This is a genomic window from Streptomyces sp. NPDC003300, from assembly GCF_040610915.1.
In the GTDB taxonomy this organism is placed as follows: Bacteria; Actinomycetota; Actinomycetes; order Streptomycetales; family Streptomycetaceae; genus Actinacidiphila.
Genome location: NZ_JBEXNE010000006.1, coordinates 236,018 through 262,859, shown reverse-complemented (window position 1 = coordinate 262,859; position 26,842 = coordinate 236,018). Strand labels below are relative to the sequence as shown.

Genomic DNA, 26,842 nt, shown 5'->3' with positions numbered 1-26,842 from the left:
GCATGCGCCCACGATTTCCGCACCGTCCGCCGCGCCCGCAGCCGGGCGGTGACCATGCCCCTGAGGCCATCGCGGAACCGGGCGGGGTCGGGGACCGTCACACCGGCATGCTGACCGTGAAGGTGAATCAGCGCGGAGCGGCCTGGGCCGTGGCACTGGCCGTTTCGCTGACCTTGGGTGCCGTCGCCTGCGGGAGCGGCACCTCGGACGCGGCGGACGGCGCGCCGTCCAGCACGACCGGGCCCGTGACGCCGAGCGGCGACACGGCCACCGCGCCGCCGACGACCACCGAGCCGACGACCGCGACGCCGACGACCGGTGGCCCCACCACGGGTGGGGTGACGCCGGGGACGGGGTCGATCGCCAGTCGCGTCGTGTACTTCTCGTCGTCGGTGCGGGCCGTCGCGGGGACGCACGAGGTGCTGCGCGACCGGGGCGAGTTGGACCGTTTCGCCACCACCGTGGCGCACAACGACGGGAAGACGGCGGCGGAGATCTCGGCGGGCGGGGCGGCGACGGACTTCGGGCGGTACGTGCTGGTCGGCTGGACCGAGTCGACCGGGTGCAGCGCGGCCACGTCGGCGACGCTCGGCGTGGCGGGCAACTCGCTGAAGCTGCGCGTCGAGCAGCCGACGCCGACGGCGGAGTGCCTGACGGACTTCCGCGTGACGGTGGTGTTCGAGGTGCCGAAGGACCGGATCCCGGCGCGACCCGCCTTCGGCTGACCGAAGGCGGGATGCCAGGAGCCCAGAAGGGCAGAAGGGCGGCAGGCCAGGAAGGCGGGACCCGCCGGTTCCGTCGCACGGGCGACGGGTCCTCCCGTCACGCCACCGCGCGCACCTCGCCCGTGAAGGTGCGCCACAGCTCGGCGTAGCGGCCGTCGCGGGCCAGCAGCGCCGCGTGGGTGCCGTCCTCGATGACCCGCCCGTGGTCGAGGACGACGACCCGGTCCGCACGGGCCGCCGTGCTCAGCCGGTGCGCGACGACCAGCGTCGTACGCCGGGTGGCGAGCCGGTCGGCGGCCTGGTTGACGAGGGCTTCGGTGGCCAGGTCGAGGGCCGCGGTCGCCTCGTCGAGAAGCAGGACGGCGGGGTCGACCAGTTCGGCGCGGGCCAGGGCGATCAACTGCCGCTGTCCCGCCGACAGATTGCGGCCCCGCTCGGCGACCTGGTGGAGATAGCCGCCCTCCAGCGTCGCGATCATCGCGTGCGCGCCGACGGCTCGCGCCGCCGCCTCGACCTCCGCGTCGGTCGCGCCCATCCGCCCGTACGCGATGGCGTCGCGCACCGTGCCCGCGAAGAGGTACGGCTCCTGGGGGACGACGCCGAGGCGCTGCCGGTAGGCGGTGAGGTCGAGTTCGCGGATGTCGGTGCCGTCGACCAGCACCGCGCCGTCGGTCGGGTCGTAGAACCGCGCGACCATCTTGACCAGGGTGGACTTGCCCGCGCCGGTCTCGCCGACGAAGGCGACGGTCTGTCCGGCGGGGATGCGCAGATTCACGCCGCTGAGCGCCTCCGCGCCCTCGGCCCCCTCGCCGCCGTACCTGAAGTGCAGGTCGCGGAAGGCGATCTCGCCGCGCAGCCTTCCGACCTCACGCGGCCGGGCGGCGGCCGGGGTGGCGGTCGGCTCGTGCAGCAGCTCACGGATCCGGCCGAGCGACACCGACGCCTGCTGGTAGCCGTCGAAGACCTGCGAGAGCTGCTGCACGGGCGAGAAGAACAGGTCGATGTAGAGCAGATACGCCACCAGCGCGCCCGCCGTGAGCGTCCCCGCGCTGATCCGGTGCGCGCCCACGATCAGGACGAGCGCCGCCGCCACGCTGGACAGCAGCTGAACGAAGGGGAAGTAGACGGAGATCAGGAACTGGCCGCGCACCCGCGCCGTCCGGTAGTCGTCACCGCGTTCGGCGAATCGTTCCGCCCCGCGCCGCTCCCCCCGGAACGCCTGCACGATCCGCAGACCCGCGACGTGCTCTTGGAGGTCGGCGTTGACGACGGCGATCCGCTCGCGCGCCAGCTCGTACGCCTTCACCGACTTACGGCGGAAGACCCAGGTGGCGACGATCAGGATCGGCAGCGTGGCGAAGACCATCAGGGCGAGCTGGACGTCGATGGCGAGCAGCGCCACCAGGATGCCGAGGAAGGTGAGGACGCTGACCAGCGCCGTGACCAGCCCGGTCTGGAGGAACGTCGACAGCGCGTCCACGTCCGTGGTCATCCGCGTCATGATGCGGCCGGTCAGCTCGCGCTCGTAGTAGTCGAGGCCGAGCCGGTGCAGGTGCGCGAAGATCTTCACGCGCAGGGTGTAGAGGACGCGTTCGCCAGTGCGGCCGGTCAGCCGGGTCGAGCCCCACTCCGCCGCCCACTGCGCGATCACCAGGACCAGGCCGAGCAGCGACGCCACCCAGACCGCGCCGAGCGCCGCCTGCCGGACGCCCGCGTCGATGCCGTGCCGGATCAGCACCGGCAGCAGCAGTCCCGCGATGGCGTCCACGGCCACCAGCGCCAGGCTGAGCAGCAGCGGGGTGCGGAAGCCGCGCAGCAGGCTGCCGAGGCCGAACTTCTCCTCGGCGGTCCGCGCCCGGTCCTCGTCGACCTCCGGGGTGTCCAGGGCGGGCGGCAGCGCGGCGACTTTGGCGAGCAGGTCGGGAGTGGCGGGCATGCCCGCCAGCGCGCCCGCCATGCCGCCCTGGGCGGGGGCGACCCGCGGCGGCCCGGAGGCGCCCGCGCCGGCGCTCCGCCGGTCGTCGTCCTCGGCCGCGGCGCGCCGGTCGGCAGGCCACAGCTCCGGAGTCACCGCCCCCGGAGTCGCAGCATCGAGAGAAGCGCCGTCGCCCCGCGCCAGGTCGTCCTCGTCGAGCGGGCACTCGAAACCGTCGAGGCCGTCCGTACAGCCCTCGGTCCGCGCACCCGCGAGTTCGGCCTGCGCCGCGGCCATGTCCGTCTGCGCCGCCTCCCACTCGATCCGCCCCGCCGGGTCGAGGTCGACCACGTCGGCGCCGAGCGCGTCCGGGTCGGTGAGCAGCGCGCGGTAGAGCGGGCAGCGCTCCTGCAACTCCTCGTGCGTGCCGACGTCCGCCAGGCGTCCCGCGTCCAGTACGGCGATCCGGTCGGCGAGCGCCAGCGTGGAGCGGCGGTGGGCGATCAGCAGCGTCGTACGGCCGCGCATCACCTCGCGCAGCGCGTCGAAGATCTCCGCCTCCACCCGGGCGTCGACCGCCGAGGTGGCGTCGTCGAGCAGCAGCAGCCGGGGGTCGGTGAGGATCGCGCGGGCCAGGGCGACGCGCTGGCGCTGGCCGCCGGACAGGGTCAGGCCCTGCTCGCCGACGACCGTGTCGTAGCCGTCGGGCAGGTCTGAGATGAAGCCGTCCGCCTGCGCGGCGCGGGTGGCGGCGAGCATCTCCTCCTCGGTGGCGTCCGGGTGGCCGTAGAGGATGTTCGCCCGCACGCTGTCGGAGAACAGGAAGCTGTCCTCGGGGACCATGCCGATCGCGGACCGCAGCGATTCGAAGGTCAGCTCCCGTACGTCCACGCCGCCGACGCGTACGGCGCCGCCGGTCACGTCGTACAGCCGCGGCAGCAGCAGCGAGACCGTGGACTTGCCGGAGCCCGAGGAGCCGACGACGGCGACGGTCTCGCCGGGCTCGACGCGCAGGTCGAAGCCGTCGAGGACCGGCCGGTCCTCGGTGTAGCCGAAGGTGACGTGGTCGAAGTCGACGGTGGCGGGGGCGTCCGCGGGCAGCGTCCTGGTGCCGTCGGTCAGCGTGGGCTCGGTGTCGATCAGTTCGTAGACCCGCTCGACCCCGGCCCGCGCCTGCTGGCCGACGGTGAGCATCATCGTCAGCATCCGGACCGGGCCGGTGAGCTGCGCCAGGTAGGTGGAGAAGGCCACGAAGGTGCCGAGGGTGATCTGGCCGCGGGTCGCCATCCAGCCGCCGAGCGCCAGCATGCCGATCTGGCCGAGGGAGGGCACCGCCTGGAGCGCGGGGCTGTAGCGGGCGGTGAGGCGGATGGTACGGAGGCGGCCGGCGAACAGCTTGCGGCTGACCGTCTCCAGCTTGTCCATCTCCTGCTGCTCCTGGCCGAAGCCCTTCACCACGCGCACACCGGTGACCGAGCCGTCGACGATGCCCGCGACGGCCGCCGCCTGACCTTGCGCGTACCAGGTCGCGGGAAACAGCCGCTTACGCGACCGGTCGGCGATAAACCACAGGGCAGGGGCGACCGCGAGCGCGACCAGGGTGAGCAGCGGCGACAGCGTGAGCATCACCACGAGCGAGAGCACGAACAGCAGCAGATTGCCGATCATCATCGGCAGCATGAAGAGCAGACCCTGGATGAGCTGGAGGTCGCTGGTGGCGCGGCCGACGACCTGGCCGGTGCTCAACTCGTCCTGGCGGCGGCCGTCCAGGCGCATGATCGAGCGGAACATCTCATTGCGCAGGTCGTACTGGACGTCCAGGGCGAGCCGTCCGCCGTAGTAGCGCCGCACATAGGTGAGCACATAGACGACGACGGCCGCCGCGATCAAGGTGAACGCCCAGGGCGCGAGCGGCTTGTCGTGTTTGACGATCACGTCGTCGATGATCAGCTTCGGCACCAGCGGGACCAGCGCGGTCACCGCCATGCCGCCGAGTGACGCGCCCATCGCGAGCAGCACATTGCGGCGGTAGCGCCAGCAGTACGTGGTCAGCCGCCACAGCCAGCCCCGCTCCTTCGGCGTCCGCGCCGCCGCCCCCTCACCGGGGACAGGACCTTCCTTCGTCGTCCTCGCCCTGGTCAACGACCTTGCCACCCGCGTCCTCCAGCCCGTCCGTCCACCCGTTGCCGCCGGAGGCTGCAACGCTCCGGCGTGCGCGTTTCATCCTCCCGCAACAATTGGGAGACCAAGGTCGTGGGGCGGTGCGACCTTGGTCGTAGTCCCCGGGGCGACGCCGGCCAGGCCGCCGAGGGGCCGCGGACAGGCCCGCGGGGCGGCCCTGGAGGGGCCGTCAGCGGGCCGCGGCGACCTGCCGGGACATGATCGTCGTCAGCTCGTAGGCGGTGTGCGAGGCCGCGACCGAGGTGATCTCGGCGTGGTCGTAGGCCGGGGCGACCTCGACGACATCGGCCGACACCAGGTGGCAGTCGGCCAGGCCCCGCAGGATCTCCAGCAGCTCGCGGGAGGTGAGCCCGCCGGCCTCCGGGGTGCCGGTGCCGGGCGCGTGTGCCGGGTCGAGCACGTCGATGTCGACCGAGATGTACAGCGGACGGTTCCCGACACGCTCCCTGAGCTGCTGCGCGACCTCGTCGACACCGCGCCGCATGACGTCGGCGGACGTCACGATCCCGAAGCCCATCTTCTCGTCGTCGTCCAGGTCCTTCCTGCCGTACAGCGGGCCGCGCGTGCCGACGTGCGACAGCGCCGACGTGTCGAGAATGCCCTCCTCGACCGCGCGCCGGAAGGGCGTGCCGTGGGTGTACTCGGCGCCGAAGTAGGTGTCCCAGGTGTCCAGGTGCGCGTCGAAGTGCAGCAGCGCCACCGGGCCGTGCTTGCGCGCGACGGCGCGCAGCAGGGGCAGCGCGATGGTGTGGTCGCCGCCGAGCGTCATCAGCCGGGCACCGGTGTCCAGCAGGTCGTCCGCCGCGGCCTGGACGGTCTCCACGGCCTCGTTGATGTCGAACGGGTTGGCGGCGATGTCGCCCGCGTCCGCGACCTGGGCGAGCGCGAAGGGCGACGCGTCCTGCGCCGGGTTGTACGGGCGCAGCAGCCGTGACGCCTCGCGGATCGCGTTGCCGCCGAACCTCGCGCCGGGCCGGTAGGAGACGCCGGAGTCGAAGGGCACGCCGACGACCGCGACGTCGGCGGCACCGACCTCGTCCAGGCGCGGCAGGCGCGCGAAGGTGGCCGGTCCCGCGTAGCGCGGGATACGCGAGGAGTCGACGGGGCCGCGCGGCTCTGCGCTGCTCATGGGTGGTTGCCTCTTTCGTTGGGGATCGCCCGCCTGAGGGGCGAGGCCGACCCTACGTGGCCGCCGGAAGCCACCGGAATGTACGTTTCCTCCAATCGGGGGTTCCGATTACGCCTCGGCGTCGATCCCCGGCCGGACGCACGTCCGAGCGGCGGAGCGGGACAATGTGCGCATGCCCATGGATCCAGCTGCCGCAGCACCCACCCGCCAGGCCCTCGTCGCCCATCTGACCAGCACCCGGATAGCCGGCGACGTGGCGACCAGCCGCGAGAACAACCTCGACCACTTCCGGGCGCTGGCCGAGGGAAATCGCTACTACTGGTTCGGCCTGGAGCTGGGTGACCGCTGGGACGACCAGGCGGCGGTGCTGGAGCTGATGGCCGAACGGTGCGGTGTCGTCGCCGATCCCGGGCACCGGCACGGGCAGGACACCATCGATCCCGAGCTGACGATCGACGCGCTCGACCGGATGGCCGATGTGCTGCACAAGGCGGCGGAAAACGGCTCCAGGGTGCTGGTGGCGACCGGTCACCCGGCGGGTCTGTTCGCCGTCCACTGGGAGTTGGCCGCCGCGCTGCGCGAGGCGGGCTGCACGCTGATCACCCCGTCGGAGCGCCTGTACGCGGACGGCGGTGAGATCCGGCACCTGGCGTCCGTTTCCATGGTCCACCGGGCGGGCGGTCTGGTGCACACCCACTCGCCCGACCCGATGCGGGAGATCCTGGACGCGCTGGAGCGCGACGGCGAGCCGCTGCCCGATCTGGTGATCGCCGACCACGGCTGGGCGGGGTACGCGGGCGAGCGCGGCATCGACACGGTCGGCTTCGCGGACTGCAACGACCCGGCCCTTTTCGTCGGCGAGGCGGAGGGCAGCCTGCTGGTGACCGTCCCGCTGGACGACAATGTGCCGCCGCAGCACTACGCGCCGCTGACCGCGTATCTGCTGGCGACCGCCGATCTGACCGCCGCAGGTCAGGCCGCGCGGAACTGACGCGGTCCCGGTCCGTCGCTACGCTCGCTACCATCAATGAAGGAACAAAAGGAACATCAGGGTCAAGAGGGGGCGAGGAAGGCAGGCGCAGTGGTCCAGGTCGTGATCGTCGATGACGAAGCACTGGTCAGGGCCGCCCTGCGAAGCATCCTCGAATCCTCCGGCGACATCCGGGTGGTCGCGGACTGCGACGGGCACGACGCCGTCGGGACGGTGACCGCGACGCGTCCCGGCCTCGTCCTGCTGGACGCGGTGATGCCGCCGCCCGACGACGGACTGACCGTCCTGCGCGCCCTGCGGGCACTGCCCTCGCCGCCCGCCGTCGCCATGCTGACCGCCTTCGACACCAGCGCCCATCTGCGCGCGGCGATGGCGGCGGGCGCCACCGGTTTCCTGCTCAAGGACACCGCGGTCGGCACCCTGATCGACGCGGTACGCGTCATGGCGCGCGGCGGCACCGTCTTCACCCCCACCGTGGGCCGCGCGGTCGTCGACGGCTTCCTGGGCGGTCCGCCCGGCTCCGACGGCGCGAAGGGGCCCGGTACGCCCGAGGCGTCCGCCCACGCCGCGGCCCTGGCGCCGCTGACCGACCGCGAGACCGAGGTGCTGCGGCTGCTGGCGGCCGGGCTGCCGAACGCCCGGATAGCGGCCGAGCTGGGGATCTCGGTCGGCACCGTCAAGGACCATGTGCGCGCGGTGCTGCGGAAGCTCGCCGCGCCCAACCGGGTGGCCGCCGCCGTCGTCGCGCACCAGGCGGGGCTGGTACGGGTGCCGAAGTGATCGTGAAGCCACGTGTCGCCCTGCCGGACGCCGCGCTGTTCGCCCTCTCCGCGACCGAGGTGTGGGCGACGCGCTCCTTCGGCGGCCCGGTCTCGTTCGCCTTCGCGGCCCTGGGCACGCTGGCGCTGCTGTTCCGGCACCGCTTCCCGCTGATCGCCTTCGCCGCGACCCTGCCCGCCCTCTCGCTCGGCTACATCTGGTTCTCGCCGATGGGCGCGCTCTACGAGATCGCCGCGGGCGGCCCCGACCGTCACCGCGCACAAGGGTGGCCGTTTTCTCCGGCCCGGCCCTCGAAGAGCGCGCCTTCCGGTGCGCCGCCCGCCACGTCCTTCGCCTCGGCGGCTCTCCTACCACCCGGGACGACGGCCGCTACCTCATCGGCCACGCTCACCCGTTCGGGTGAGCGCGTGATATCTCGCCGCGCCCTGCTGATCGGTGGCTGCGCGCTGCTCGCGGCGACGGTCTCCTGCGTGCCCTGGCCGTTCCGCGCCCCGGCGCCCTGGGGGCTGTCGGACACGATCCTCGCGGTGATGCTGTCCTCGCTGCTGGCCCTGGCGCCGACCGCGCTGGGCCTGTTCGCCGCCTCGCGGCGCGAGCTGGCCGGGCGGCTGGAGGAGCTGGCGGCCAGCAGGGAACGGGAGAGAGAGCTGGCCGCGGAACAGGCGGTGGTACGGGAGCGGGCCCGGCTCGCCCGCGAGATGCACGACACCGTGGCGCACCACATCAGCCTGATCGCCGTGCAGTCCGGCGCCCTGGAGGCGACCGCGCGGGGACCGCAGGGGCGGGCGGCGGCCGGGGCGGTGCGCGAGCTGAGCCGGGACGCGCTGGACGAGCTGCGCCGGATGGTGGGGCTGCTGCGGCTGCCGGTGACGTCGGGGCAGCCGCTGGATGCGGGCCCCGGCCTCGCGGGCATCCCCGCGCTGGTCGCCGCCGCGGGACCCGGCACGCACGGCGAACTGCCCGGCGCCATGGCCCCGGCCGACGCCGCCCGCCTGCCGTCGGACGTCCAGCACGCCGCGTACCGCATCGTGCAGGAAGCGCTCACCAACATCCGCAAGCACGCGCCCGGCGCGGAAACCCGCGTCCTGGTGCGGCACAGCGGCGACGTGCTGGTGGTGGAGGTGCGCAACGGACCCGCGTCGGCGGCGCCGGGACCGGCCCTGCCCTCGGGCGGCCACGGTCTCGCCGGGCTGCGCGAGCGGGCGGTGCAGCTCGGCGGCGAATTCATCGCGTCGCCCGCGGCGACCGGGGGCTTTCTCGTACGGGCGACGCTGCCGGTCGGACCGGCGGTCGAGGCGGCGTAGGCGGAGCCGCGCGATCAGAGCCCGCGCGCGGCTCCGAAACCGCCGAGCCGCAACGCCGCGCGTGTCTCGTATCCGGGAGCGGAAATCCGCGCTCACCCGAAAGGGTGAGCGTCAGTCGCGCGGCACCCGCACCAGACCCTCCTGGATCACCGAGACGGCGAGCTGCCCGTCGCGAGTGTAGATCCGGGCGGTGCCGAGGCCGCGACCGCCGAAGGCGGACGGGCTCTGCTGGTCGTAGAGCAGCCATTCGTCGGCCCGGAAGGGCCGGTGGAACCACATGGCGTGGTCCAGGCTCGCGCCGACCACGTCGCCGACGGTCCAGCCGCCGCGGCCGTGGGCGAGCAGGACCGAGTCGAGCAGGGTCATGTCCGACACATAGGTGGCGAGACAGACGTGGAGCAGCGGGTCGTCGGCCAGTTTGCCGCGGGCGCGGAACCAGACCTGGGAGCTCGGTTCGCGGATGACACCCGCGGTGAGGAACGGCGGGTACTCGACGTAACGCAGGTCGACGGCCGCGCGGGTCTCGAGTATCCGGTCGACCACGGTGGGGTCGGGGAACCGCGCGGCGTGTACGGGCAGCATCTCCTCGGCCGTCGGCAGCGTCTCCGGGTCGGGCGCGTACGGCATCGGCTCCTGGTGTTCCAGGCCCTCCTCGTGGACCTGGAAGGACGCCGAGAGGTGGAAGATCGGCTGGCCGTGCTGGATCGCGACGACCCGCCGGGTGGTGAAGGAGCGGCCGTCGCGGATCCGGTCGACCTGGTAGACGATCGGCGCGCCGGGGTCGCCGGGCCGCAGGAAATAGGCGTGCAGCGAGTGCGCGCCGCGGTCCTCGGGCGCCGTGCGGCCCGCGGCGACCAGGGCCTGTGCGGCGACCTGGCCGCCGAAGACCCGGGGCACCACGGCCGACCGGCTGACACCGCGGAAGATGTCCCGCTCGATCCGCTCCAGGTCGAGCAGATCGAGCAGGGACTGGAGCGGATCCCGGGAGTCGTTCACGGGTCTTTCGGCATTCACGCGTCCGCCGGCTTTCTCACGGATGGGTCTACGGTCACAGGCCCATCGACTTAGCGATGATGGACTTCATGACCTCGCTCGTGCCGCCGTAGATCCGGTTGACGCGGTTGTCGGCGTACAGGCGGGCGATCGGATACTCGTTCATGTAGCCGTAGCCGCCGTGGAGCTGGAGGCAGCGGTCGATGACGCGGGCGGCGACCTCGGTGCAGAAGAGCTTGGCGGAGGCGGCGTCCGCTGCCGACAGCTCCTTCTTGTCGTGCGCTTCGAGGGCGCGGTCGACGACGGCCTGGGCGGCGTCCACCTCGGCCTTGCAGGCGGCGAGTTCGAACTTGGTGTTCTGGAAGGACGCGACGGTCTGGCCGAAGACGGTCCGGTCCTGGACGTACGCCTGGGCGAAGCGGATCGCGGCGGCGGCCTGGGCGTACGCGCCGACGGCGATGCCCAGCCGCTCCTGCGGGAGATTCTGTCCGAGGTAGGAGAAGCCCTTGCCCTCCTCGCCGAGCAGGTCCTCGAGCGGGACCTTGACGTCGGAGAAGGAGAGTTCTGCGGTGTCGGAGGTGCGCAGGCCGAGCTTGTCGAGCTTGCGGCCGACCGCGTATCCGTCGGCCTTGGTGTCCACGACGAACAGGGAGATGCCCGCGCGGCGGTCCTCGGGCGTGGCGGGGGCGGTGCGGGCGCAGACGATGACGCGGTCGGCGTGGACGCCGCCGGTGATGAAGGTCTTGGCGCCGTTGAGCACGTAATGCGTGCCGTCGGCGGAGAGCTTGGCCGTCGTCTTCATGCCCGCGAGGTCGGAGCCGGTGCCGGGTTCTGTCATGGCGATGGCGAACATCGTCTCGCCGCTGACGAAGCCGGGCAGCCAGCGCTTCTTCTGCTCGTCGGTGGCGTAGGCCATCACGTAGGGCAGGCAGAGGCCGACGTGGACCCCGCTGCCGCCGAAGCTGACGCCCGCGCGGGCGCACTCCTCGCTGATGACGGCCTGGAATTTGAAGCTGTGCTCGCCCGCGCCGCCGAACTCCTCGGGCACCTCGATGCCGAAGACGCCCAGCTCGCCGAGCTTGTAGTAGAAGTCGCGCGGGACCAGGCCAGCCGCCAGCCACTCGTCGTGGACGGGGACGACCTCGGCCTCGATGAAGGCACGTATCGTCTCGCGGAACGCTTCGTGGTCCTCGTTGAACACCGTACGACGCACAGCGCGCCTCCCATCCGCGACCGGGTCCGCTGCCGGGGCGGTCGACAATCGAGCATTAAGCAAGCGCTCAGTAAGTTACCCGCCAGTCGGCCGTGCTGTCCAGACCGTCCAGCGCGTCCAGCGCACCGAGGGCGAGCCGGTGCAGCAGGGCCGCCATCGCGGTCCTGCCGGGCAGTCCGCCGCGCTCGCCGAGGTGCGGAGTGGAGTTGAGCAGACCGAAGACGGCGTGCACGGCCGCGCGCACCTCCAGCTCGGTGGCGCCCGGATGCACCAGCCGCACGACCGCGACCCACTCCTCGACGTACTGCCGCTGGAGCTGGCGGACCAGCTTGCGGTCGGAGTCGCGCAGCCGGTCCAGCTCGCGGTCGTGCAGCGTGATCAGCGGCCGGTCGTCGATCGCGAAGTCGATATGGCCGCGGACCAGCGCGTCCAGCGCCTCGACGGGCCCGGTCGCCTCGGCGACCCGCATCTTGCCCGCGGTCAGCAGCCGGCCGCTGATGCCCACCAGCAGCTCGGCGAGCATGGCGTCCTTGCCCGCGAAATGCCGGTAGAGACCCGGGCCGCTGATGCCGACCGCGGCGCCTATCTCGTCGACACCGACCCCGTGGAAGCCGCGCTCGGCGAAGAGCCGGGCGGCCTCTCGGAGAATCTGCTCGCGACGGTTCTCCGCCGTCTTCGTCGGGTTCATGAGATCGAGTCTAGACAACCGAGTTAGCGAGCGTTAACGTGGAGTCATCACGTTAACGCTCGCTAACATCCGGGGGGCCGAACCATGGCAGCACCCGCCCTGTCCAGCGCCGCAGATCCGGCGTCAGAGGCGTATCAGGCCAATGCGCAGGCTCATGCCGCATTGACCGCGGACCTGCGCGACAAGCTGGCCGCCGCGCGGCTCGGCGGCGGCGAGAGAGCCCGCGCCCGCCACACCGCGCGCGGAAAGCTGCTGCCCAGAGACCGGGTGGACGGGCTGCTCGACCCCGGCTCGCCCTTCCTGGAGCTGGCGCCGCTGGCCGCGGACGGGATGTACGACGGGCAGGCACCGGCCGCCGGGGTGATCGCCGGGATCGGCCGCGTCGCGGGACGTGAGGTCGTGGTCGTCGCCAATGACGCCACGGTCAAGGGCGGCACCTATTACCCGATGACGGTCAAGAAGCATCTGCGCGCCCAGGAGATCGCCCTGGACAACCGGCTGCCGTGCGTCTACCTGGTCGACTCCGGCGGCGCCTTCCTCCCCCGGCAGGACGAGGTCTTCCCCGACCGCGACCACTTCGGCCGGATCTTCTACAACCAGGCCACCATGTCCGCGCGCGGCATCCCGCAGATCGCCGCCGTCATGGGCTCGTGCACCGCGGGCGGCGCCTACGTCCCGGCGATGAGCGACGAGGCGGTGATCGTACGGAATCAGGGCACGATCTTCCTCGGCGGTCCGCCGCTGGTGAAGGCGGCCACCGGCGAGGTCGTCACCGCGGAGGAACTGGGCGGCGGCGAGGTGCACTCCCGGGTCTCCGGCGTCACCGACCACCTCGCCGAGGACGACGCCCACGCGCTGGACATCGTCCGCGACATCGTCGCCACCCTGCCCGCGCGCGGCGCGCCGCCGTGGACGGTACGGCCCGCGGAGCCGCCCGCCGTGGACCCGGCCGGGCTGACCGGCGCGGTACCGGTCGACTCCCGCACCCCGTACGACGTCCGCGAGGTCATCGCGCGGCTGGTGGACGGCAGCCGCTTCGCCGAGTTCAAGGCGGAGTACGGCACCACGCTGGTCACCGGCTTCGCCCACATCCAGGGCCACCCGGTCGGCATCGTGGCCAACAACGGCATCCTGTTCGCCGAATCCGCCCTCAAGGGCGCGCACTTCATCGAGCTGTGCGACCAGCGCGGCATCCCGCTGCTGTTCCTCCAGAACATCTCCGGCTTCATGGTCGGCCGCCAGTACGAGGCGGGCGGCATCGCCAAGCACGGCGCGAAGATGGTCACGGCGGTCGCCTGCGCGCGCGTGCCCAAGCTGACCGTGGTGATCGGCGGCTCCTACGGTGCGGGCAACTACTCGATGTGCGGCCGGGCCTACAGCCCGCGCTTCCTGTGGATGTGGCCCAACGCCAAGATCTCGGTGATGGGCGGCGAGCAGGCCGCGTCCGTGCTGGCCACCGTCAAGCGCGACCAGCTCGCCGCCGCGGGCGAGAAGTGGAGCGAGGAGGCGGAGGAGGCGTTCAAGGCCCCGGTCCGCGAGCAGTACGAGACGCAGGGCAACGCCTACTACGCCACCGCCAGGCTCTGGGACGACGGTGTGATCGACCCGCTGGAGACCCGTACCGTCCTCGGCCTGGCCCTCACCGCCTGCGCCAACGCCCCCCTTCCGACCGCCGATCCGGGTGCGCCCGGCTACGGCGTCTTCCGGATGTGAGGGGCGTGCCGACCATGAACACCGCAACCGCCGGGAGCGCGAGCCCCATGTTCGACACCGTCCTGGTCGCCAACCGCGGCGAGATCGCCGTCCGCGTGCTGCGGACCCTGCGGGAGCTGGGCGTCCGCTCGGCCGCCGTCTTCACCGACGCCGACGCCGACGCCCGGCACGTACGCGAGGCGGACACCGCGGTACGGATCGAGAACTATCTGTCGGCCGCCGAGCAGGTACGGGCGGCCGTGGAGGCGGGTGCCCAGGCGGTCCACCCCGGCTACGGCTTCCTGGCGGAGAACGCGGCCTTCGCCCGCGCCTGCGCCGAGGCGGGCCTGGTCTTCATCGGACCGCCCGCCGAGGCCATCGAGCTGATGGGCGACAAGATCCGCGCCAAGGAGACGGTCCGGGCCGCGGGCGTCCCGGTCGTGCCCGGCAGCACGGGCAGCGGGCTCACCGACGACCAACTGGCCGACGCGGCACGGGAGATCGGCCTGCCGGTGCTGCTCAAGCCCTCGGCGGGCGGCGGCGGCAAGGGCATGCGGCTGGTGCGCGACGAGGCCCTGCTGGCCGAGGAGATCGCGGCGGCCCGGCGCGAGGCGCGCGGCTCCTTCGGCGACGACACGCTGCTGGTGGAGCGGTGGATCGACCGCCCGCGGCACATCGAGATCCAGGTCCTGGCCGACGGCCACGGCTCGGTGGTGCACCTCGGCGAGCGCGAGTGCTCGCTGCAACGACGGCACCAGAAGGTGATCGAGGAGGCCCCCTCGGTCCTGCTCGACGAGGCGACCCGGCAGGCGATGGGCGAGGCCGCGGTGCAGGCCGCCCGCTCCTGCGGCTACACGGGCGCGGGCACGGTGGAGTTCATCGTCCCCGGCGCCGACCCCGGCGCGTACTTCTTCATGGAGATGAACACTCGCCTCCAGGTGGAGCACCCGGTGACGGAGCTGGTTACCGGGCTCGACCTGGTCGAGTGGCAGCTCCGGGTGGCGTGCGGCGAGCGGCTGGGCTTCGGACAGCGGGCCATCGCCATGACCGGCCACGCCATGGAGGCGCGGATCTGCGCGGAGACCGCCAGAGCGGGCGACGGCCGGGTGGACTTCCTGCCGTCCGCGGGCACCGTCGTGGCGCTGGCCGAACCGACCGGCCCCGGAGTGCGCGTCGATTCGGGTCTCGCGGTCGGCACGGAGGTGGGCACGGCCTACGACCCGATGCTGGCCAAGGTGATCGCCTACGGCCCCGACCGGGCCACGGCGCTGCGACGGCTGCGGGCCGCGCTGGCGGACACCGTCGTGCTGGGCCTGGACACCAACACCGGTTTCCTGCGCAGGCTGCTGGCCCACCCGGCGGTGGTCGCGGGCGAGCTGGACACCGGGCTGATCGACCGGGACGCCGCCGAGCTGCTGCCGCCCGGCGTGCCGGACGAGGTGTACGCGGCGGCGGCGCTGCTGCGGCAGGCCGCGCTGGCCCCGGCCCCGGACGCGGGCGGCTGGACCGACCCCTTCTCGGTGCCGAGCGGCTGGCGGCTGGGCGGCGAGGCGGCCTGGACGGTGCACCACCTGCGGGTTCCCGGCCGGGAGCCGGTGACGGTACGGGTCCGTGACGGCCTGGTGCGGATCGGCGAAGGACCGGCCACGGCGGCCCGGTTGACGCTGGACGGACCGCGCGCGCTGCTCCACCGCGAGGGCACGGTGACCGCTTTCCGGCACGCGGGCGAGTGGCTGGGCCGGGACGGCGACGGCTGGTGGGTACGGGCGTACGACCCGGTGGCCGCGGCCCTGCGCGGCGCCGCGGGCGGGGGCGGGGGCGGCGCGCTGACCGCGCCGATGCCCGGCACGGTCACGGTGGTGAAGGTCGGCAAGGGGGACGAGGTCGTGGCGGGCCAGAGCCTGCTGGTGGTGGAGGCCATGAAGATGGAGCACGTGATCACCGCCCCGCACGACGGGACGGTGTCCGAGATCGACGTCACCGCGGGCAGCACCGTGGCGATGGACCAGGTGCTGGCGGTGGTCGCCCCGTCGGCCGCGCAGGACCCGGCCGAGGCGGCAACACCCGCGGCAGCCGCCGGAACAGCGCCCGAGCCGCCCGCCGGACCGACCGCCGCGCGGACCACCGCATCCGACGCCGCGCGGACCACCGCACCCGCTGCCGGTCAGACCACCGCGCCGGCTGCCGCACCGACTGCCGGGGAGGCGTCATGAGCACCGCCGACCGGAGCCCGGCCGCGTCCGGGACACCCACCAGCGCCGCCGCGGGTACGACGACGGACGCGACCGGCGGCGCGCTGCCCGCCGGACTGCCGATGGCCGTACCCGCGGCCGGGCTGCCGACGGCCGTGCGGATCCACGAGGTCGGCGCGCGGGACGGATTGCAGAACGAGAAGGCGACCGTGCCGACCGCCGTGAAGGCGGAGTTCGTGCACCGGCTCGCCGCGGCCGGGCTCGGCACGATCGAGGCGACCAGCTTCGTCCACCCCAAGTGGGTGCCCCAACTGGCCGACGCGGCCGAGCTGATGCCGCTGCTCGCGGACCTGGACCCGGCAGTGCGGCTGCCGGTGCTGGTGCCGAACGAGCGGGGTCTGGAGCGGGCGCTGGAGCTGGGCGTGCGGGAGATCGCGGTCTTCGGCAGCGCCACCGAGTCCTTCGCCCGCGCCAACCTCAACCGGACGGTGGAGGAGTCGCTGGCGATGTTCGCCCCGGTGGTGACCAGGGCCAGGGACGCGGGCGCCACCGTCCGCGGCTATCTGTCGATGTGCTTCGGCGACCCCTGGGAGGGCCCGGTCCCGATCGGGCAGGTCGCCGCCGCGGCCCGGCGGCTGTACGAGCTGGGCTGCACCGAGCTGAGCCTCGGCGACACGATCGGGGTGGCGACGCCCGGCCATGTCACGGCGCTGCTGGACGAACTGACCGGCGGCTCCGGCGGCAACGGCGTCCCGGTCGACAAGCTCGCCGTGCACTTCCACGACACCTACGGCCAGGCGCTGTCCAACACGCTGGCCGCGCTCCAGCGGGGCGTCACCGTCGTGGACGCCTCCGCGGGCGGCCTCGGCGGCTGCCCGTACGCCAAGAGCGCCACCGGAAACCTCGCCACCGAAGACCTCGTCTGGATGCTGCACGGCCTCGGCATCCGTACCGGGGTCGATCTGGACCGCCTCAGCGCCACAAGCGTGTGGATGGCGGAGCACCTGGGACGGCCGAGCCCGTCCCGTACCGTCCGCGCCCTGACCCACCAGGAGCAGTAGCCATGTCGATCGACCACCGTCTGTCCGCCGAGTACGAGGAACTGCGCGCCACGGTCGCGGAGTTCGCCAAGGACGTGATCGCGCCGAAGATCGGCGAGTTCTACGAGCAGCAGGAGTTCCCGTACGAGATCGTGCGGGAGATGGGGCGGATGGGCCTGTTCGGGCTGCCGTTCCCCGAGGAGTACGGCGGGATGGGCGGCGACTACTTCGCGCTGTGCATCGCGCTGGAGGAGCTGGCCCGCGTGGACTCCTCGGTGGCGATCACCCTGGAGGCCGGGGTGTCGTTGGGCGCGATGCCGGTGTTCAGGTTCGGCACCGAGGAGCAGAAGCGCACTTGGCTGCCGAAGCTCTGCTCGGGCGAGATGCTGGGCGCGTTCGGGCTGACGGAGCCGGAGTGCGGTTCCGACGCGGGCGGCACCCGTACCACCGCGCGGCTGGACGAGGCGACCGACGAGTGGGTGATCAACGGCACCAAGTGCTTCATCACCAACTCGGGCACCGACATCACCGGGCTGGTCACGGTGACGGCGGTGACCGGCCGCAAGGACGACGGCAGGCCGCGGATCTCCTCGATCATCGTCCCGTCGGGGACGCCCGGCTTCACGGTGTCGAAGAAGTACAGCAAGGTCGGGTGGAACGCGTCGGACACCCGCGAGCTGTCCTTCGCCGACTGCCGGGTGCCCGCGGCGAATCTGCTGGGCGAGGAGGGCCGGGGCTACGCGCAGTTCCTGCGCATCCTGGACGAGGGGCGGATCGCGATCTCGGCCCTGTCCACCGGTCTGGCGCAGGGCTGTGTGGACGAGTCGCTGTCGTACGCCAAGACCCGGCACGCCTTCGGGCGTCCGATCGGTGACAACCAGGCGATCCAGTTCAAGATCGCGGACATGGAGATGCGGGCCCACACGGCGCGGCTGGCGTGGCGGGACGCGGCGTCGCGGCTGGTGCACGGCGACGAGTTCAAGAAGGAGGCGGCGCTGGCCAAGCTCTACTCCTCCGAGATCGCGGTCACCAACGCCCGTGAGGCCACGCAGATCCACGGCGGCTACGGCTTCATGAACGAATACCCGGTGGCCCGTATGTGGCGGGACTCCAAAATCCTGGAGATCGGCGAAGGCACCAGCGAGGTGCAGCGCATGCTGATCGCACGGGAGTTGGGGCTGGTGGGCTAGAACACCCGCCTGCGGGGAAGAGTGATCCCTGAGACAAATGGGACACAGGACCGTTGAAGCGGTGAGTTAGGTTAGGCTAACCTAACTCAGCCGCTCAACGAGAGGTCTGCCCATGCGCTCACACCTGCTCAACGACGCCACGACGGAGCACTATCTGCGCTCCGTCTCCCAGGGAGTCGAGCGGGTGGCGGCCACCCTCGCCGCGACCGACCGGCCTTTCACCGGCATCACCCCGGAAGCCCTCGCGCCCCGGATCGACGCGATCGACCTCGCCCAGCCGCTCGGCGACACCGCCGCCGCGCTGGACGAACTCGAAGCGGTCTATCTGCGCGACGCCGTCTACTTCCACCACCCCCGCTACCTCGCGCACCTCAACTGCCCGGTCGTCATACCGGCCGTCGCCGCCGAGGCCGTGCTCAGCGCCGTCAACTCCTCTCTCGACACCTGGGACCAGAGCGCCGGCGCCACCCTCATCGAGCGCCGCATGATCGACTGGACGGCCGAGCGCGCGGGCCTCGGCCCGGCGGCCGACGGCGTCTTCACCAGCGGCGGCACCCAGTCCAACCTCCAGGCTCTGCTGCTCGCCCGCGAGGAAGCCGTCACCCGCGGCGCCGCCTCCTCGCGGCTGCGCATCCTCGCCTCCGAGTGCGGCCACTTCAGCGTCCAGAAGTCCGCGAAGCTGCTCGGCCTCGGCGCCGACGCCGTCATCGCCGTCCCTTGCGACCAGAACAAGCGGATGCAGAGCCTCGCGCTCGCCCGCGAGTTGGACCGCTGCGCCCGCGAGGGCCTGACCCCGATGGCCGTCGTCGCCACCGCGGGCACCACCGACTTCGGCTCCATCGACCCGCTGCCCGCCATCGCCGACCTGTGCGAACGCCACGGCGTGTGGCTGCACGTGGACGCCGCGTACGGCTGCGGCCTGCTGGTCTCCCCCACCCGCCGCCACCTGCTCGACGGCATCGAGCGCGCCGACTCGGTGACCGTCGACTACCACAAGTCCTTCTTCCAGCCCGTCAGTTCGAGCGCCCTCCTGGTCCGCGACCGCACCACGCTGCGGCACGCCACGTACTACGCCGACTACCTCAACCCGCGCCGCACCACCACCGAGCGCATCCCCAACCAGGTGGACAAGTCGCTCCAGACCACACGGCGGTTCGACGCCCTCAAGCTGTGGATGACGCTGCGCGTGATGGGCGCCGACGGTGTCGGCCAGCTCTTCGACGAGGTCGTGGACCTGGCCGCCGAGGGCTGGAAGCTGCTCGACGCCGACCCGCGCTTCGAAGTGGTCGCCCCGCCGACCCTGTCCACGCTGGTCTTCCGCTGGATCCCGGCCGCCGTCACCAGCCCGGCGCTGATCGACCGCGCCAACCTGCACGCCCGCAAGGCGCTGTTCGCCTCGGGCGAGGCCGTCGTGGCGGGCACGAAGGTACGCGGCAGCCACTACCTGAAGTTCACCCTGCTCAACCCGCGCACCACCCCCGCCGACATCGCCACCGTCCTCGACCTGCTCGCCGAGCACGCGGACCAGTACCTGGGAGACGCACTTGTCCACGCCTCGTGACCCGGACTCGGCATCCGAACCCGCCGCGCCGGAACCGGAGTTCGACTTCATCGCGATCGGCCTCGGCCCGTTCAATCTCGGCCTGGCCTGCCTGACCGAGCCGATCGACGATCTCAACGGCCTCTTCCTGGAGGCCAAACCGGACTTCGACTGGCACTCCGGCATGTTCCTGGAGGGCAGCACCCTCCAGACGCCGTTCATGTCGGACCTGGTGACCCTCGCCGACCCCACCTCGCCCTTCAGCTTCCTCAACTACCTCAAGGAATCGGGGCGGTTGTACTCCTTCTACATACGCGAGAGCTTCTATCCGCTGCGCGAGGAGTACAACGACTACTGCCGCTGGGCCGCGGCCCGCATCCCTTCGATCCGCTTCGGACAGACGGTCACCGAGGTGACCTACGAGGACGGCGCAACGCACGACGGCACGCACGAGGACACGCACGGCGGGACCTACGTCGTACGGACCGCGAGCGGCGCGGCGCACCGTACGCGCCGACTGGTCCTCGGCACCGGCACACCGCCGTACGTCCCCGCCGCCTGCGAAGGGCTCGGCGGCGACCTCATCCACAACTCCCGCTATCTGGCGGCCAAGAGCGACCTCCAGCGCAAGCGCAGCATCACGATCGTCGGCAGCGGGCAGAGCGCCGCCGAGATCTACCACGACCTGCTCCAGGACATCGACGCGCACGGTTACGCGCTGAACTGGGTGACCCGCTCGCCGCGCTTCTTCCCGCTCGAATACACCAAGCTCACGCTGGAAATGACGTCGCCCGAATACGTCGACTACTTCCATTCCCTGCCGTCCCCGGTCCGCGACTCGCTCAACGTCTCGCAGAAGAACCTCTACAAGGGGATCAATTCGGAGCTGATCAACGACATCTTCGACCTGCTCTATCTGAAGAACCGGCGCGGCAAGGTCCCGACCCGGCTGCTCACCAACACCTCGCTCGACAGCGCGCGGTACGACGCCGACAGCGGCACGTACACCCTCGGACTGTGCCAACGCGAGCAGGGCGGGGAGTTCACGATCGACACCGAGGGCCTGGTCCTCGCCACCGGCTACCGCTACCAGGTGCCGGAATTCCTCGCCCCCGTCCGGGACCGCATCCGCTGGGACGAGCAGGGCCGTTACGACGTCACCCGCGACTACGCCATCGACGTCACCGAGCGCGCGATCTACGTGCAGAACGCCGAACTGCACACGCACGGCTTCGTCTCCCCCGACCTCGGCATGGCGGCCTACCGCAACTCCCGCATCATCCGGGAGCTGCTCGGCCGCGAGCACTACCGCGTGGAAAAGGCCATCGCCTTCCAGGAGTTCACCGCATGAGCAGCACGAACAGCGTGAGCGGCGCAAGCACCGCGAGGACCGCAACCACCGCGAACAGCGCGGGCAGCACCCGCACAGACCTCGACTTCACCTTCCGCCCGGTCGACCCCCTCGCCGACGCCGACCTGCTGCACACCTGGGTAACGCACCCGAAAGCCGGTTTCTGGCTGATGGGCGACGCGAGCCGTTACGATGTCGAGCGCGCGTACACCGAGATCGCGCAGGCCCCGTACGAGGAGGCGTTCCTCGGCCTCCAGGACGGACGGCCCGTCTTCCTGATGGAACGGTACGACCCCGCGCGGGTCGAACTCGTCGGGCTCTACCCGGCGCGGCCCGGTGACGTCGGCATGCACTTCCTGGTCGCGCCCTGCGACACCCCCGTGCACGGCTTCACCCGCGCGGTGATCAGGGCGGTGATGGCCGAACTCTTCGCCGATCCCGCGACCCGCAGGGTGATCGTGGAGCCCGACGTCCGCAACACGGCGGTGCACGTACTCAACGAGACGGTCGGCTTCGAGATCATCGAGCGGATCAAGAAGCCGGAGAAGGACGCCTTCTTGAGCATCTGCACCCGCGAGCGCTTCGAGGCCGCCCGATGACCGACGTCGACCACCTCACCCCGGAGCTGTGGGAGCGGGCCACCCGCCACCTGGTGGCCAAGGCCCTCGCCGAATTCACCCACGAACGGCTGCTCACCCCGGAGCCCGCGAGCCAGGACGCCCAGCACGGCCAGCACGGCCAGGACCGTCAGCACGCCCAGGACGCCCAGCACGCCCAGGACGCCCGGCACGGTCAGAAGGACCACGACAGCTACCTCGTCCGCAGCGACGACGGCGCCACGACGTACCGTTTCGCCGCCCGCCGCCTGGCCCTCGACCACTGGCGGATCGACCCGGCGAGCGTCACCCGCCACCGGCAGGAGGCCGAACTCCCCCTCGACGCGCTCGACTTCATCACCGAGCTGCGCACCACCCTCGCCATCAGCGACAGCGTCCTGCCGGTCTACCTGGAGGAGATCAGCGCGACCCTCTCCGCCGCCGCCTTCAGGCTCGCCGCCCGCGACCGCGCGCCGGTGAGCGCGGCGGAGCTGACCCGCGCCGGATTCCAGGCCATCGAGACCGGGATGACCGAGGGCCACCCCTGCTTCGTCGCCAACAGCGGCCGGCTCGGCTTCGGCGCGGACGACCACCCGCGGTACGCGCCCGAGGCCGCCTCCCCCGTCCGGCTGATCTGGCTGGCCGCGCGCCGCGACCGCACCACCTTCAGCGCGGGCGCGGGCATCGACTACGAGGACTTCCTCACCGCCGAACTGGGCCGCGAGCAGCTCCGGCGCTTCGCCGCCGCGCTGACCGGCCGGGGCCTCGACCCGGCCGCGTATCTGCTGATCCCGGTCCACCCCTGGCAGTGGTGGAACAAGCTCTCGGTCACCTTCGCGGGCGAGGTCGCCCGGCAGCACCTGGTCTGCCTCGGCCCCGGCGACGACGCGTATCTGGCGCAGCAGTCGGTCCGTACGTTCTTCAACACCACCGTCCCGACCAGGCACTATGTGAAGACCGCGCTGTCCGTCCTCAACATGGGCTTCATGCGCGGCCTGTCCGCCGCGTACATGGCGGCCACCCCGGCGATCAACGACTGGCTCGCCGAACTGATCGCCGCCGACCCCACCTTCACCGCCGCCCGCTTCTCGATCATCCGCGAGCGGGCGGCGATCGGTTACCACCACCGGCAGTACGAGGCGGCCACGGCGTACGGCTCCCCGTACCGGAAGATGCTGGCCGCGCTGTGGCGGGAGAGCCCGGTCGCGGACCTGGAGCCGGGCCACCACCTGGCCACGATGGCGTCGCTGCTGCACACCGACGCCGACACGAGCGCGGGTACGGACACAGGTACGGGTACGGATCCGGATACGGACACAGGCACCGGCACCCGCACGGACGCGGGCACCTCCTTCGCGGGCGCCCTCATCGCCCGCTCCGGCCTCCCCGCCGAGACCTGGCTGCGGCGCTACCTGGACGCGTATCTCGTCCCGGTGCTGCACAGCCTCTACGCCTACGGGCTGGCCTTCATGCCGCACGGCGAGAACGTGATCCTGGTGCTGGACGAGACCGGGACGGTGCGGCGGGCGGTGTTCAAGGACATCGCGGAGGAGATCGTGATCATGGACCCGGAGACGCCGCTGCCGCCCGAGGTGGAGCGGATCAGGGCCGAGGTCCCGGAGGACGAGCGGGTGCTCGCCGTCTTCACCGATGTCTTCGACTGCTTCTTCCGCTTCCTCAGCGCGATCCTCCACACCGGGAAGATCCTGGACGAAACGGTGTTCTGGCGGACGGTCGCCGAGTGCGTCGCCGACTACCAGGCCGCCCACCCCGACCTCGCCGACCGGTTCAAGCGGTACGACCTCTTCGCGCCGGAATTCACCCTGTCCTGCCTCAACCGGCTCCAGCTCCGTGACAACCAGCAGATGATCGACCTCGCCGACCCGTCGGCCGCCCTCCAGTTCGCGGGCACCCTCCCCAACCCCCTGGCGGCCCACCGGCCGCACCCGTAACCGGGCCAACCGGGCCAACCGGGCCGACCGGGCCGTCCGCGCCCGCAGAAGTGCCGTCTTCGTCCGTAACGGCCGAATTTTCACCCCCCTGGCCGCTTTCCCTGCCCGAAATCGGGCAGGATTCTTGCAAAGCGCAGATGATCACATCAGTATCGACGGGTGCTCGAACGCCGGACGTCCTACGAGGACCTGATCGACCACCTGGTGCGCTCCACGCCGCTGCACCGCGGCGAGGCGAGCCGGGTGGTGCTGGACGTGCTGGCGTACTTCGACGAGACGACGGAGGAGTTCGTCCGCAGGAGACACCGCGAGCTCCAGGCCAAGGGCCTGGTCAACGCGGACATCTTCGAGCGGATCGCCGAGGAGCTGCCGCACCGCGCGGTGGCCCCCTCGGCCCTCTCGCAGCGTCAGCTCCGCCGCATCGTCTACGGCTGAGCGACCGAGCCAACGATGCGGCCGAGCGACCGAGCGACCGAGCCGACAATGCGGTCGAGCGGCTGAGCGGCTGACCGGCCGAGCACCGTCGGCCACCGGGACAGGGCACCCGGGGGCCGAAAAGAACAGAACAGAACACGGACAGACACAGGGACGAGGGACGACCATATGTGCGGAATCGTCGGATACATCGGCAGGCGTGACGTGGCACCGCTGCTTCTCGAAGGGTTGCAGCGGCTGGAGTACCGGGGTTACGACTCCGCGGGCGTCGTGATCACCGGAAAGTCCGGCGAGCTGAGGACCGTGAAGGCCAAGGGCCGGGTGCGCGAGCTGGAAGCCCGCATCCCCAAGCGCTTCGCGGGCACCACCGGCATCGCGCACACCCGCTGGGCCACCCACGGCGCCCCGAGCGACCACAACGCGCACCCGCACCTCGACGGGGACAGCAAGGTCGCGATCGTCCACAACGGGATCATCGACAACGCGTCCGAGCTGCGCGCCAAGCTCTCCGCCGACGGCGTCACCTTCGCCTCGGAGACCGACACCGAGGTGCTGGCCCACCTGATCGGCCGGGCCCAGGCGGAGACCCTGGAGGAGAAGGTCCGCGAGGCGCTGCGCTCGGTCGAGGGCACCTACGGCCTCGCCGTCCTGCACCGCGACTTCGCCGACCGCATCGTCGTGGCCCGCAACGGCTCCCCCGTCGTCCTCGGCATCGGCGAGAAGGAGATGTTCGTCGCCTCCGACGTCGCCGCGCTCGTCGCCCACACCCGCCAGGTCGTCACCTTGCAGGACGGCGAGATGGCCACCCTCAAGGCCGACGACTTCCGCACGTACACCACCGAGGGCTCGCTGACCACGGCGACGCCGACCACCGTGGAGTGGGAGGCCGAGTCGTACGACATGGGCGGCCACGACACGTACATGCACAAGGAGATCTCCGAGCAGGCGGAGGCGGTCGACCGCGTGCTGCGCGGCCGGATCGACGACCGGTTCTCCACCGTGCACCTGGGCGGCCTGAACCTGGAGCCGGGCGAGGCCCGCCGGGTGCGCCGGATCAAGATCCTCGGCTGCGGCACCAGCTACCACGCGGGGCAGATCGGCGCCGGGCTGATCGAGGAGCTGGCCCGTATCCCCGCGGACGCCGAGCCCGCCTCGGAATTCCGCTACCGCAACCCGGTGGTCGACCCCGACACCCTCTATGTCGCGGTCTCCCAGTCCGGCGAGACGTACGACGTGCTGGCCGCCGTCCAGGAGCTCAAGCGCAAGGGCGCGCGGGTGCTGGGCGTGGTCAACGTGGTCGGCTCGGCCATCGCCCGCGAGGCGGACGGCGGCACCTATGTGCACGCCGGGCCCGAGGTCTGCGTGGTGTCCACCAAGTGCTTCACCAACACCGTGGTCGCCTTCGCGCTGCTCGCCCTGCACCTGGGCCGGATCCGCGACCTGTCGGTCGCCGACGGCAAGCGGATCATCGAGGGCCTGCGCCGGCTGCCCGGCCAGATCGACGAGATCCTGAAGACCGAGCCGGAGATCAAGGCGCTGGCCAGGCGGTACGCGGACGCCAAGTCGATGCTGTTCATCGGGCGGGTACGCGGCTACCCGGTGGCCCGCGAGGCGTCGCTGAAGCTCAAGGAGGTCTCGTACATCCACGCGGAGGCGTACCCGGCCTCGGAGCTGAAGCACGGGCCGCTGGCCCTGATCGACCCGTCCATGCCGACGGTCGCGATCGTGCCGGACGACGACCTGCTGGAGAAGAACCGGGCGGCCCTGGAGGAGATCAAGGCCCGCAGCGGGCGCATCCTCGCGGTGGCGCACCAGCCGCAGGAGAAGGCCGACGACACCATCGTCGTACCGAAGAACGAGAACGAGCTGGACCCGATCCTGATGGGCATCCCGCTCCAGCTCTTCGCGTACCACACGGCCCTCGCGCTGGGCCGGGACATCGACAAGCCGCGTAACCTGGCGAAGTCCGTGACCGTCGAGTAGCCGAGCGATCGGCTCGTCGCCGGTCGCGCATACGGCGAAGGCCCCCGCCAGCCTGGCGGGGGCCTTCGTAAACGTCCGTTCGGGACGATCCCGCACGGAACGTGCGACCGCCCTCCGCGAGCCTCCGCGAGCCGCCACGACCCTCCGTGAGCCGCCGCGACCCTCCGCGCCCTACGGAATGACCACCACGGGCCGCTGCGCCCGCCGCGCGAGCCGCCCGGCGACCGAGCCGAAGATCCGGCCGACCAGGCCGTGCGTACCGCCCACCACGATGGCGTCGGCCTCGTACTCCCGGCCGACCTCCTCCAACTCGTGGCAGATGTCGCCGCCGCGCTCCACCAACACCCAGGAGATCTCGGCGAGGTGGTCCGCGCAGGCCAGTTCGAGGCCGAGGACTTCGGTGCGGTGGTCGGGCACGTCCACGAAGACCGGCGGTTCGCAGCCCGCCCACACGGTGGCCGGAAGCCGGTTGGCGACATGCACGATGATCAGCGCGGAGTGCGTCCTGCGGGCCATGCCGATGGCGTAGGACAGGGCGCGCTCGCTGGAGAGGGAACCGTCGAAGCCCACCACGACCCCGTGCCGGAAGGCAGGATCGCAGGCGTGCCGCAGCGCTGGAGCCTGCTCGGGCAGCGCCGCCGACTCGGCGAGCGGCCTGCCGTCGGCGGGCTCGGGAAACTCATGACCGGCCATGATGCGGATTCTCGGCGAGGGCGGCGCTGACGCGCCGAGCGGCGGACAAGGACGGTGCGCGCGGGGCGGGCCGCCGGAACCAGCCGGTTTCGGCCAGTTCGCCACTTCCCGTCCCACTGACTCCAGAGTACGGCCGCGGAGACCGCCTGCACAGGCTTGCCGGGGCTCCACAGCCCTGTCGTACCCGGCAGGTACCCGGAGTTTCCGGAAGAATGCCGGAGCCGGGCCCAGAGTGCAACGCCATCACGCCAACCGGCGG

The 26,842-nt window shown here is 71.8% G+C and carries 20 protein-coding genes; 14 read left to right on the top strand and 6 right to left on the bottom strand.

The features are described 5' to 3' along the window. Nucleotides 1-2: 2 nt before the first annotated feature. Nucleotides 3-725 (top strand): hypothetical protein, encoded by a 723-nt coding sequence (locus ABZX65_RS12055; protein ID WP_355337014.1) that lies wholly within the window; start codon nt 3-5, stop codon nt 723-725. A 97-nt stretch (nt 726-822) separates the two neighbouring features. Here the strand turns inward: ABZX65_RS12055 and ABZX65_RS12050 are convergent, their stop codons facing one another. Beyond that, nucleotides 823-4,701 carry an ABC transporter ATP-binding protein gene (locus tag ABZX65_RS12050; protein WP_355337230.1) on the bottom strand — a complete coding sequence of 1,293 codons (3,879 nt, stop codon included), beginning with the start codon at nt 4,699-4,701 and terminating at the stop codon, nt 823-825. A 289-nt stretch (nt 4,702-4,990) separates the two neighbouring features. Continuing rightward, complete coding sequence (gene speB, locus ABZX65_RS12045) at nt 4,991-5,950, bottom strand: agmatinase (RefSeq protein WP_355337012.1); 960 nt, start codon at nt 5,948-5,950, stop codon at nt 4,991-4,993. A 172-nt stretch (nt 5,951-6,122) separates the two neighbouring features. On the opposite strand from speB, the gene ABZX65_RS12040 reads away from it, so the two are divergent. The 3 genes from ABZX65_RS12040 (at nt 6,123) to ABZX65_RS12030 (ending at nt 9,025) form a co-directional block, all read left to right on the top strand. After that, entirely contained in the window at nt 6,123-6,941 is an 819-nt protein-coding gene (locus tag ABZX65_RS12040; protein ID WP_355337010.1) for a phosphatase, read from the top strand. A gap of 90 nt (nt 6,942-7,031) precedes the next feature. Further along, nucleotides 7,032-7,721: a response regulator transcription factor gene (locus ABZX65_RS12035; RefSeq protein ID WP_355337008.1), complete on the top strand. Its 690-nt coding sequence runs from the start codon at nt 7,032-7,034 to the stop codon at nt 7,719-7,721. 2 nt (nt 7,722-7,723) lie between these two features. Then, nucleotides 7,724-9,025, top strand: a complete 1,302-nt coding sequence (locus ABZX65_RS12030; RefSeq protein WP_355337006.1) for a sensor histidine kinase — start codon at nt 7,724-7,726, stop codon at nt 9,023-9,025. A 111-nt stretch (nt 9,026-9,136) separates the two neighbouring features. Here ABZX65_RS12030 and ABZX65_RS12025 read toward each other — a convergent pair whose 3' ends face one another. The 3 genes from ABZX65_RS12025 to ABZX65_RS12015 form a co-directional block, all read right to left on the bottom strand. After that, a complete protein-coding gene (locus tag ABZX65_RS12025; RefSeq protein WP_355337004.1) occupies nt 9,137-10,021 on the bottom strand; it encodes an acyl-CoA thioesterase II in 885 nt (294 codons plus the stop codon). Between the two features lie 52 nt (nt 10,022-10,073). Next, a complete protein-coding gene (locus ABZX65_RS12020) occupies nt 10,074-11,231 on the bottom strand; it encodes an acyl-CoA dehydrogenase family protein (protein WP_355337002.1) in 1,158 nt (385 codons plus the stop codon). Nucleotides 11,232-11,298: 67 nt separating this feature from the next. Beyond that, complete coding sequence (locus ABZX65_RS12015) at nt 11,299-11,919, bottom strand: TetR/AcrR family transcriptional regulator (protein ID WP_355337000.1); 621 nt, start codon at nt 11,917-11,919, stop codon at nt 11,299-11,301. 84 nt (nt 11,920-12,003) lie between these two features. On the opposite strand from ABZX65_RS12015, the gene ABZX65_RS12010 reads away from it, so the two are divergent. The 10 genes from ABZX65_RS12010 to glmS all read left to right on the top strand — a co-directional run bounded on the left by ABZX65_RS12010 (nt 12,004) and on the right by glmS (nt 25,890). Beyond that, entirely contained in the window at nt 12,004-13,632 is a 1,629-nt protein-coding gene (locus ABZX65_RS12010) for a carboxyl transferase domain-containing protein (protein ID WP_355336998.1), read from the top strand. 47 nt (nt 13,633-13,679) lie between these two features. Further along, the gene (locus tag ABZX65_RS12005) at nt 13,680-15,824 is read left to right on the top strand and encodes a biotin carboxylase N-terminal domain-containing protein (protein ID WP_355337228.1); all 2,145 of its coding nucleotides are present in this window, start codon (nt 13,680-13,682) and stop codon (nt 15,822-15,824) included. 101 nt (nt 15,825-15,925) lie between these two features. Next, complete coding sequence (locus ABZX65_RS12000; protein WP_355337226.1) at nt 15,926-16,864, top strand: hydroxymethylglutaryl-CoA lyase; 939 nt, start codon at nt 15,926-15,928, stop codon at nt 16,862-16,864. Nucleotides 16,865-16,866: 2 nt separating this feature from the next. After that, nucleotides 16,867-18,033, top strand: coding sequence for an acyl-CoA dehydrogenase family protein (locus ABZX65_RS11995; RefSeq protein ID WP_355336996.1), 1,167 nt, complete (start codon nt 16,867-16,869; stop codon nt 18,031-18,033). Between the two features lie 112 nt (nt 18,034-18,145). Continuing rightward, the gene (locus tag ABZX65_RS11990; RefSeq protein ID WP_355336994.1) at nt 18,146-19,594 is read left to right on the top strand and encodes an aspartate aminotransferase family protein; all 1,449 of its coding nucleotides are present in this window, start codon (nt 18,146-18,148) and stop codon (nt 19,592-19,594) included. Next, a complete protein-coding gene (locus ABZX65_RS11985; protein ID WP_355336992.1) occupies nt 19,578-20,924 on the top strand; it encodes a lysine N(6)-hydroxylase/L-ornithine N(5)-oxygenase family protein in 1,347 nt (448 codons plus the stop codon). Before ABZX65_RS11990 ends, ABZX65_RS11985 begins: the two co-directional genes overlap by 17 nt. Beyond that, nucleotides 20,921-21,523, top strand: coding sequence for a GNAT family N-acetyltransferase (locus ABZX65_RS11980; protein WP_355336990.1), 603 nt, complete (start codon nt 20,921-20,923; stop codon nt 21,521-21,523). The genes ABZX65_RS11985 and ABZX65_RS11980 overlap by 4 nt, the downstream gene beginning before the upstream one ends. Beyond that, nucleotides 21,520-23,472, top strand: coding sequence for an IucA/IucC family siderophore biosynthesis protein (locus ABZX65_RS11975; RefSeq protein ID WP_355336988.1), 1,953 nt, complete (start codon nt 21,520-21,522; stop codon nt 23,470-23,472). The genes ABZX65_RS11980 and ABZX65_RS11975 overlap by 4 nt, the downstream gene beginning before the upstream one ends. Before the next feature lie 159 nt (nt 23,473-23,631). Beyond that, nucleotides 23,632-23,907 (top strand): hypothetical protein, encoded by a 276-nt coding sequence (locus tag ABZX65_RS11970; protein ID WP_188280294.1) that lies wholly within the window; start codon nt 23,632-23,634, stop codon nt 23,905-23,907. Between the two features lie 168 nt (nt 23,908-24,075). Next, nucleotides 24,076-25,890: a glutamine--fructose-6-phosphate transaminase (isomerizing) gene (gene glmS / locus ABZX65_RS11965; RefSeq protein ID WP_355336985.1), complete on the top strand. Its 1,815-nt coding sequence runs from the start codon at nt 24,076-24,078 to the stop codon at nt 25,888-25,890. Nucleotides 25,891-26,061: 171 nt separating this feature from the next. Here glmS and ABZX65_RS11960 read toward each other — a convergent pair whose 3' ends face one another. Then, nucleotides 26,062-26,583: a universal stress protein gene (locus ABZX65_RS11960; RefSeq protein ID WP_355336983.1), complete on the bottom strand. Its 522-nt coding sequence runs from the start codon at nt 26,581-26,583 to the stop codon at nt 26,062-26,064. Nucleotides 26,584-26,842: the final 259 nt, after the last annotated feature.